Origin of the sequence: Marinobacter sp. (assembly GCF_014859525.1) — a bacterium.
Classification (GTDB): Bacteria; Pseudomonadota; Gammaproteobacteria; order Pseudomonadales; family Oleiphilaceae; genus Marinobacter.
On record NZ_JACUUB010000090.1, the window covers coordinates 1 to 8,815 of the forward strand.

The 8,815-nt window shown below is 59.7% G+C and carries 7 protein-coding genes and 2 pseudogenes; 1 reads left to right on the forward strand and 8 read right to left on the reverse strand.

Going from position 1 to position 8,815, the window contains the following annotated elements; translation table 11 throughout:
* Positions 1-156 precede the first annotated feature (156 nt).
* The 8 genes and pseudogenes from IBX51_RS13250 to urtA all read right to left on the reverse strand — a co-directional run bounded on the left by IBX51_RS13250 (position 157) and on the right by urtA (position 6,615).
* A complete protein-coding gene (locus tag IBX51_RS13250; protein ID WP_291831759.1) occupies positions 157-453 on the reverse strand; it encodes a type II toxin-antitoxin system RelE/ParE family toxin in 297 nt (98 codons plus the stop codon).
* Positions 453-707 (reverse strand): type II toxin-antitoxin system ParD family antitoxin, encoded by a 255-nt coding sequence (locus IBX51_RS13255; protein ID WP_291831760.1) that lies wholly within the window; start codon positions 705-707, stop codon positions 453-455. Before IBX51_RS13255 ends, IBX51_RS13250 begins: the two co-directional genes overlap by 1 nt.
* A 138-nt stretch (positions 708-845) precedes the next feature.
* Positions 846-1,027: pseudogene (locus IBX51_RS13260) on the reverse strand (transposase); the annotation flags it as partial.
* A 3-nt stretch (positions 1,028-1,030) separates the two neighbouring features.
* A pseudogene (gene urtE, locus IBX51_RS13265) lies at positions 1,031-1,675 on the reverse strand (urea ABC transporter ATP-binding subunit UrtE); the annotation flags it as partial.
* Positions 1,675-2,499 carry an urea ABC transporter ATP-binding protein UrtD gene (gene urtD, locus IBX51_RS13270; protein WP_291831761.1) on the reverse strand — a complete coding sequence of 275 codons (825 nt, stop codon included), beginning with the start codon at positions 2,497-2,499 and terminating at the stop codon, positions 1,675-1,677. The gene urtD and the pseudogene urtE, both read right to left, overlap by 1 nt.
* Positions 2,496-3,635: an urea ABC transporter permease subunit UrtC gene (gene urtC / locus IBX51_RS13275; RefSeq protein ID WP_291831762.1), complete on the reverse strand. Its 1,140-nt coding sequence runs from the start codon at positions 3,633-3,635 to the stop codon at positions 2,496-2,498. The genes urtD and urtC overlap by 4 nt, the downstream gene beginning before the upstream one ends.
* A 3-nt stretch (positions 3,636-3,638) precedes the next feature.
* On the reverse strand, positions 3,639-5,243 hold the full coding sequence (gene urtB, locus IBX51_RS13280; protein ID WP_291831763.1) for an urea ABC transporter permease subunit UrtB: 1,605 nt from the start codon (positions 5,241-5,243) through the stop codon (positions 3,639-3,641).
* 73 nt (positions 5,244-5,316) lie between these two features.
* Positions 5,317-6,615: an urea ABC transporter substrate-binding protein gene (gene urtA, locus IBX51_RS13285; RefSeq protein WP_291831764.1), complete on the reverse strand. Its 1,299-nt coding sequence runs from the start codon at positions 6,613-6,615 to the stop codon at positions 5,317-5,319.
* A gap of 341 nt (positions 6,616-6,956) precedes the next feature.
* On the opposite strand from urtA, the gene atzF reads away from it, so the two are divergent.
* Positions 6,957-8,780 (forward strand): allophanate hydrolase, encoded by a 1,824-nt coding sequence (gene atzF / locus IBX51_RS13290; RefSeq protein ID WP_291831765.1) that lies wholly within the window; start codon positions 6,957-6,959, stop codon positions 8,778-8,780.
* Positions 8,781-8,815: the final 35 nt, after the last annotated feature.

Genomic DNA, 8,815 nt, shown 5'->3' on the forward strand with positions numbered 1-8,815 from the left:
TCTTAGCAAACCCGAGATAGATCTATCCCTCCACTTTCATCCATGAATTTGTTACCGCTGGGCCGTGAGTAATTTTTCCGGGTGCAACCACTTGTTGGACAGCAAAAGTACAGAACGAGGATAAAAACTTGAGGTAGCTTCAAAAAATAGCCGCTATTAATCCAGAAGCCTTTCGGGTGCATCCATGTCCTCATGTAGCACACGAACAACGAGCACCTCTGGCTCAAGCACTTGATAAAAAACAGCATGATGCTCGACCTGCAATCTGCGATACCCAGGAAAAACATGCTCATAGTTTGTACCGAGTAACGGATGATTGATTAGTTGTTTCATTCCAGTCTCCAACTGATCCAGGTATGTATCCGCCTGATTAACACCCCATTCTTCGCAGGTATAAAGCCAAATTCCGATGAGGTCCGATTCCGCTTGCGGGGTAATATTCAGCTTGAGCACTAGTCAGCTGCCTTCATCCGTTTACGGCCTTCGGCCTTGATGGCAGATATATCAAGCGGCTTCGGCTGCCCGCTTGACTCACCCTCAGCGAGAGCCTTTCTCAGCATGGCAAGCCGTTCTTTAGCCTGCTGATCTCTTCGGATGAGATCGCGGATATACTCACTATCATTACCAAAGTGACCGCTCTCAATTTGGCCTTTCACCCAGTCGTCTTGTTGTTCAGTCAGCGTGATGGTTTTCCGGTGCATACTCATAGCTGGTGCTCCTAATGCAGCAGTCGTATGACATTATCATACCACCCGCTTTCGCCGAATCAATGTCCCACCTCTTGCTGCCCAACGCTTGCAACATGCGCGCCCACGGAATGGAGCCGAAGGCCCAACACAGTGCGCTTCGCCGAGCTGGCCCTTCAGGCGCTTGGCAGAATAGCCATTACGGTTGTTACCGTTGCCACGGCCTTCAGTCGCATGTTTCTCATTTCCCATATGCTCGTCCAGCTCGGCGACTATGGCTTTGCACACAGTTAAACCGTCAAATGTTTCTTAACCAGTTCATCCGTCAACCCCCCAATCTCGTCTTCCGCAACCCGCCGCCCACGGTCAAGGATCGCAAACCGATCCGCATACTTCCGTGCAAACGGCAACTTCTGCTCAACCAGAAGAACCGTGAGCCCGTCCTCCTCAATCAGCCTACGAATAACCTCCCCAATCTGCGCCACAATATTCGGCTGAATCCCCTCCCCCGGTTCATCCAGTATCAGCAGCCTGGGCTCAATCACCAGCGCCCGGCCAATGGCCAGCTGCTGTTGCTGCCCACCAGACAGGTCGCCCCCTCTGCGGTGTTTCATTTCCTTCAGCACCGGAAACAGCTCATACACCCGCTCGGGGATTTTCTTGCTGCCGTCCTTGCGCACGGCCAAACCGGTTCGCAGGTTTTCTTCCACGGTCAGCAGGGGGAATATCTGCCTGCCCTGGGGTACGTAGCCGATGCCCAGTCTTGAGCGGTCTTCGATTTTCTTTTTGGTGAGTTCCACATCCGGCGCAAATTCGATGCTGCCGCTTTTGGTGGTTTCCTCGCCCATGATGCATTTCATCAGGGTGGTTTTGCCCACGCCGTTGCGGCCCATTACGCAAGTGCACTGGCCCTGGGGTACGTCCAGGTCCAGATCCCAGAGGGTGTGGCTTTCGCCGTAGTATTGGTTGAGCTTCTGGATCTTGAGCATTACGCCTCCTCCCCCAGGTATACCTTGATCACTTCCGGGTCGTTGGAGACCTGGTCCATGGTGCCTTCGGCCAGCACGCTGCCCTGGTGCAGTACGGTGACCTGGCGGGCGATGGAGCGCACAAAGCCCATGTCGTGCTCCACCACCACAACGGACTGTTTGCCGGCCAGGCTGGTGAGCAGTTCGGCGGTGCGTTCCATTTCCTGTTCGGTCATGCCGGCTACCGGTTCGTCCACCAGCAGCAGCCTTGGTTTCTGCATCAGCAGCATGCCAATTTCCAGCCACTGTTTCTGGCCGTGGGAGAGGATGCCGGCAGGTTTGTCCCGCAGGGTTTTGAGTTTGATCATCTCCAGCACTTCGTCGATGCGGTCCCGGTATTCCGGTTTCATGATGGCGGTCAGGGTTGGGAATATGCGTTTGTCGGCGGCCATGGCCAGTTCCAGGTTTTCGAACACGGTGAGGGCTTCGAACACGGTGGGTTTCTGGAACTTGCGACCGATGCCCAGGCTGGCGATGTCCGGCTCGTTCATGGTCAGCAGGTTGTGGCGGCTGCCGAACCACACGGAGCCGGTATCCGGGCGGGTTTTACCGGTGATGATGTCCATCATGGTGGTTTTGCCCGCGCCGTTGGGGCCGATAATGCAGCGCAGCTCGCCGTCGTCGATGGTCAGGTTGAGGTTGTTGATGGCCTTGAAGCCGTCAAAGCTCACGTTCACGTCTTCCAGGTACAGGATCGGGCCGTGGCGCACGTCCACCGGGGAGGCGGCCGGGGCCAGGAACTCAAATACCCGGTCGCGCTTGGCCAGTTGTTCGAACATGCTCATGCGGTGGCCTCCTGGGCGGTGGCGGGGTCATCGTCGTCTTTGGCTTTTCTGCGCTTTTGCAGCAGGCCGGCAATGCCCTTGGGCAGGAACACGGTCACCAGCACAAACAGCGCGCCCAGGGCGAACAGCCAGGCGTCTGGCATTACGCCGGTGAACACGGTTTTGGCGTAGTTCACCAGGATGGCGCCGATCACGGCACCGTACAGCGTTGCGCGGCCACCGAGGGCGACCCACACCACGATCTCAATGGAGAACAGCGGCGAGAATTCGCTGGGGTTGATAATGCCCACTTGCGGCACGTACAGGGCCCCGGCCACGCCCGCCAGCATGGCGGACACCACAAACACGAACAGCTGTACGCGCTCTACCCGGTATCCCAGGAAACGAGTGCGGGCTTCGGCGTCCCGGCAGGCGATGCTGACCCGGCCGAGCTTGCTGGTGACGATGGCCCGGCAAATGATGTAGCCGAGGGCCAGGGCAATGCCGGTGGCGATGAACAGCCCCAGTCGGGTGGCGTCGCTGCGCAGGTTAAAGCCGAGGATGTCGCGGAAGTCGGTCAGGCCGTTGTTGCCGCCAAAGCCCATTTCGTTGCGGAAGAAGGCCAGCATCAGCGCGAAGGTGAGCGCCTGGGTGATGATGGACAGGTACACCCCGGTTACCCTGGAGCGGAAGGCCAGAAAGCCAAACACCAGCGCCAGCAGGCCCGGGGCCAGCAGCACCATGATGAAGGCAAACCAGGCCATGTCGAAGCCCTGCCAGTACCAGGGCAGCGTGTCCCAGTTCAGGAACACCATGAAATCCGGCAGTACCGGGTCGCCGTACACGCCCCGATCGCCGATCTGGCGCATCAGGTACATGCCCATGGCGTAACCGCCGAGGGCAAAGAAGGCGCCGTGGCCCAGGCTGAGAATGCCCAGGTAACCCCACACCAGGTCTACCGCCACCGCCAGCAAGGCGTAGCACAGGTATTTACCCAGCAGGGTGACCGTGTAGGCACTTACGTGCAGGGCGCTGTCCTGTGGCATGAACAGGTGCAGAAAAGTGACTACTATCAAAGCGCCGAACAGCACGCCCAGGAAGAGTTGGGTGGAACGCTCCTGCAGGGGCCGGAGCAACCAGGTTTGTGATGACGCCATAACTTAACCCTCTGCCGCACGGCCCTTTTGCGGGAAGAGTCCCCGCGGGCGTTTTTGAATGAACAGGATGATCAGTACCAGCACCATGATCTTGGCCAGTACCGCGCCAGCCCAGGGTTCCAGAATCTGGTTGATGGTGCCCAGGGTGAGCCCGGCCACTAAGGTGCCCCACAGGTTACCCACGCCGCCGAACACCACCACCATGAAGGAATCGATGATGTAGTTCTGGCCCAGGTTAGGGCCCACGTTGGTGATCTGTGACAAGGCCACACCCGCCAGCCCGGCCACGCCGGAGCCAAGGGCAAAGGTCATGATGTCCACTTTGGTGGCCTTGATGCCCATGGAGCGGGCCATGGCGCGGTTCTGGGTAACGGCGCGCACTTCCAGGCCCAGGCGGGTACGGCGCATGATCAGCATCAGCCCGGCGAACACCACCAGGGCAAAGCCGATCACGTACAGGCGGTTGAGGGTGAGCGACAACGCCTCGTTGATCATGATGGAGCCACTCATCCACTCCGGAGTAACCACAGTGCGGTTGAGCGGGGAAATCACGGTGCGCACCAGTTGCTGCAGAATCAGGCTGATGCCGAAGGTGGCCAGCAGGGTTTCCAGCGGGCGGCCTTTGAGGTGCTGGATCACGCTGCGCTCGATGATGATGCCCGCCAGCGCCGCCACCATGAAGCCGGCGGGGATGGACAGAATCAGCGCCAGCCCCGGTTGGCCCGGGAACAGCTGTTGCATGCCCCAGGTGGTGTAGGCACCCAGCATAATCAGCTCGCCATGGGCCATGTTGATTACGCCCATCACCCCGAAGGTGATGGCCAGGCCGATGGCCGCCAGTACCAGTACGGATCCAAGGGAGAGCCCGAAGTACAGGGTTTCGGCGGCGCGGTTCATTTTCAGTTTCTGTTCGATGCTGGCCAGAGCCTGTTCAGCGGCCGCAACTACGGCTGGGTCATCGCTACTGGCCGCGTTGTTCAAAGCAGCCCGTACGCGGGCGTTCAGGCTGCCGGAGAGTTGTTCGATGGCATTGATGTCGCCCTGTTCCAGCTGGTGGATGGCGAGGGCGTTGGCCAACAAATCGCGCACCCGGTCGTTTTCTTCCACCCCAAGCCGTTCTTCAATCAAGGGTGCGGTTACGGTATCCACCCGGCCCAGCAAATGGCGGGCGGCGGCGCGGCGGGTGCGGTGGTCGGCGACCGTCAGGTCCACCACCGAGAGAATGCCTTCCACCTGGCTGCGCAGGGCGTTGTTCACCCGGATGCTGTCCAGCTCCCGGCGAGACATTTCGCCCATGCTGTCGCCGGTCACGGCGCTAGCCACTTGCCAGTTGCGCCCGGTGTTGTTGGTGACCAGCACCACGTAACCGGAGGATTTCACCGTGGCCAGGCGGCCGCCGGCAAAGGCTTCCAGCCAGCTGCGGGCCCGTTCGTCGCCGCTTTCTGCGATCTGTTTCAGCACCACGCTTTTTTGGGCGTCGTTGGCGGCGGCGAGCTGCTGCAACAGTGTCTGGGCGGTGTTGTCCTGCACCTGGGCAGTGGCCACCGCCGGCCCCAGGGCCAGGCACCAGGCCAAAGCGAGCCCGGCGAGCAGTCGGAAGATGCTCATGGTTTATTCCTGTTGGCGTTGAAATGAGATTGGAAACACCGGGCAGGCGCAGTCACCTGCCCGGATTGATCACTCAGTTGGTAGCCACGTCCGAAGAGCCACCGCACTTGCCGGTCACTACGTTGAAGTTGCCGCAACGCAGCGGGGCGCGCCAGTCACTGATCAGGTCTTTGGAACCCGGCAGGAAGTCAGACCAGGCATCGCCCGCCACGGTCGACGGCGTTTCCCAGACCACAGAGAACTGGCCGTTGTCCTGGATCTCGCCAATCAGCACGGGCTTGGTGATGTGGTGGTTGGGCATCATGGTGGCGATGCCGCCGGTGAGGTTGGGCACGGCCACGCCGATGATCGCGTCTTTGATGGCGTCGACATCGGTGGTGCCGGCTTTCTTGACCGCCTCGATGTACATGTTGAAGCCGATGTAGTGGGCTTCCATAGGGTCATTGGTGACGGCTTTTTCATCACCACTGAACTCTACCCACGCGTCGATGAAGTCGTAGTTGGCGTCGTTATCCACACTCATGAAGTAGTTCCAGGCGGCCAGGTGGCCCACCAGCGGTGCGGTGTCGATGCCGGACAGCTCCTGCTCACCCACGGAGAAGGCCACCACCGGAATGTCGGAGGCCGAGACGCCCTGGTTACCCAGTTCCCGGTAGAAAGGCACGTTGGCATCACCGTTGATGGTGGAAACCACGGCGGTTTTCTTGCCGGCGCTGCCGAAGCTCTTGATGTCAGAGACGATGGACTGCCAGTCGGAATGACCAAACGGGGTATAGTTGATCATGATGTCCGCGTCGGCCACGCCCTGGTCTTTCAGGTAAGTCTCCAGAATGCGGTTGGTGGTGCGCGGGTAAACGTAGTCGGTGCCGGCCAGAACCCAGCGTTCAACGCCCAGGTCGTTCTTCAGGTAATCCACCGCCGGGATCGCCTGCTGGTTGGGCGCGGCGCCAGTGTAGAAGACGTTTTCGGAGGATTCTTCACCCTCATACTGTACCGGGTAGAACAGCAGGCCGTTCAGCTCTTCCACCACTGGCAATACGGCCTTACGGGAAACCGACGTCCAGTTGCCGAAGATGACGTCGACCTTCTCCCGCTCCAGCAGCTCCCGGGCGCGTTCTGCAAACAACGGCCAGTTAGAGGCGGGGTCGACCACCACCGGTTGCAGCTTGCGGCCCAGTACACCGCCTTCGGCGTTCTGCTTCTCGATCAACATCAGCATGGTGTCTTTCAGTGCGGTCTCACTGATCGCCATGGTGCCGGAGAGGGAATGCAGAATGCCCACCTTGATGGGGTCTTCCGCCGCCATGGCGTGGAAGGAAACAGACAGTGCCAGTGCCGACAGGCCCATTTTCACGTGTTTCTTGATGCTCATGTTGCGCGTCCTTTTCGTTGGGTTATGAGTCGTCAAACGCAACGGAGTGATTGCATCTGCCGTTCCAACTCCCACAAAAAGCAATATCAAACAACAAGTTATCTAGTATACAAGCTAACCGATGATCGCCATGGCCGGTAATTTTCCCGCATTACGGCCTGTTTTTGGTGCCTTCCGGCGCGATTCTGCGCCGTACTGGTGCATACCGGTTTTAACCAATCAACACACCAAAATCATTAACCATCTGTTTTTATTGGAATAGTGACGTTTATACGGTGTCTGGCACGCAGCTTGCCATTGCTCATGTATACAAGTTTGACCACACATGAGGACAACATCCCATGCCAACGACTCTCGGATGGACGATCACAGACTGGCAAGGCGCCTATAAAGAAGGGGCAGAGCCCGAGGCTATGATCAGCAAACTGCTGGACTACCTGAAAGACACGGACAACGCCTGGATCACTCGCCTGAACACTGCCGGCCTGCATCTGGCCATGGCAGAACTTGCTGACCGGCTGGAAAGCGTCGATGGCGATCTGGATCAGCTACCGCTTTACGGCATCCCCTTTGCGGTGAAAGACAATATTGACGCCAAAGGGTTTGAAACCACCGCCGCCTGCCCGGCTTTCGCCTACACTCCGGAACAGGACGCCACTGTGGTGCGCAAGCTGAAAGCCGCTGGCGCCGTGCTGATCGGCAAAACCAACATGGACCAGTTTGCGACCGGGCTGGTGGGCACGCGCTCGCCTTTTGGTGCCGTCGCTAACAGTTATAACCCGAAAATCATCAGCGGTGGTTCCAGCTCCGGCTCGGCCTCAGTGGTCGCCCGGGGCCTGGTGCCGTTTGCTTTAGGAACAGACACCGCAGGCTCAGGCCGTGTGCCGGCGGGGCTCAATAATCTGGTGGGACTGAAGCCCACCAGAGGGCTTTTCAGTATTGAGGGCGTGGTGCCCGCGTGCCGGTCTCTGGATTGCGTCTCGGTGTTCGGTCTGACCGTTGGGGACGCGGCGCTGGTGGCCGAGGCGATGGCCGGTTTTGATAAAGCCGATGCCTATTCCCGCAAAGCACCGAAAACCCTGGCGCTGGACGCCCCCGCCATTCGCCGGCCCGGTCCGGTGCAACGGCTGGCCATTCCGGACAACCCCGAATTTTATGGCGACCAGCAAGCAGAAGCCGCCTGGAACACGGCGCTCAGTCTCTGGCGCCAACTGGATACCGCCGGCATCGAACTGGTGCCGCTGGATTTCAGCCCGCTGCTGGAGATGGCCGCCCTGCTCTATGAAGGCCCCTGGGTGGCCGAACGCCACGCTGCGGTGCAGGCGTTTATGGCCGAACACAGCGGCGACATGAACGAGACGGTGCAGGCAATCATCAGCAAAGCCGCCAACTTCACCGCCACCGACACCTTCAAGGCCCAGTATCGCAAAGAAGAACTGCTACGCCAGATCGACGAGCTGTTAACCCAGGTCGACGGGCTGCTGGTGCCCACCGCCCCCATCGCCCCAACCATTGATGCGGTCAATGCCGACCCGGTGGTGCTGAACAGCCAGCTGGGCACTTACACCAACTTCGTCAATCTGGCGGATTTCTGCGCTTTGGCAGTGCCCGCCGGCTTCCGCGACGATGGCCTGCCCTTTGGCGTGACGTTGATCAGCGGTGCCTGGAAAGACCGGGAACTGCAAACCCTGGCCAGTCAGTGGCTGAATGCCCACCCAACCCCCCTGGGCGCCACCGACAAACCGCGCCCACAGGAAGTGGCCACTTACCCGCCCGCCGTGCCCATGGTGCAGGTGGCGGTGGTGGGTGCGCATTTATCCGGCATGCCCCTGAACACCCAGCTCACCGAACGCAAGGCCCGGTTACTGGAACAAACCACCACCACGGCCAATTACCGCCTCTACGCCCTTCCCAACACCACCCCGCCCAAGCCGGGCCTGAAACGGGTAGAGCAAGACGGCGCCGAGATTGTGCTGGAAGTCTGGGAAATGACCGCCTCGGAATTCGGCTCCTTCGTAAACCTGATTCCCGCCCCCCTGGGCATCGGCAACGTGGAGCTGGCCGACGGCCGCTGGGTAAACGGCTTCATCTGCGAAGGCTACGGCTTCACCGGCGCAAAAGATGTCACCGACTACGGCGGCTGGCGCGCCTTCATCAAATCCTGACCGATCAATTGGGGTCAGACCCCGGGTCAGACCCC

What these genes read in the sequence shown, in the direction of transcription:
- IBX51_RS13255 (WP_291831760.1), bottom strand. Translation starts at nt 707, where the DNA reads ATGAGTATGCACCGGAAAACCATCACGCTGACTGAACAACAAGACGAC.
- urtD (WP_291831761.1), bottom strand. Translation starts at nt 2,499, where the DNA reads ATGAGCATGTTCGAACAACTGGCCAAGCGCGACCGGGTATTTGAGTTC.
- urtC (WP_291831762.1), bottom strand. Translation starts at nt 3,635, where the DNA reads ATGGCGTCATCACAAACCTGGTTGCTCCGGCCCCTGCAGGAGCGTTCC.
- urtB (WP_291831763.1), bottom strand. Translation starts at nt 5,243, where the DNA reads ATGAGCATCTTCCGACTGCTCGCCGGGCTCGCTTTGGCCTGGTGCCTG.
- urtA (WP_291831764.1), bottom strand. Translation starts at nt 6,615, where the DNA reads ATGAGCATCAAGAAACACGTGAAAATGGGCCTGTCGGCACTGGCACTG.
- atzF (WP_291831765.1), top strand. Translation starts at nt 6,957, where the DNA reads ATGCCAACGACTCTCGGATGGACGATCACAGACTGGCAAGGCGCCTAT.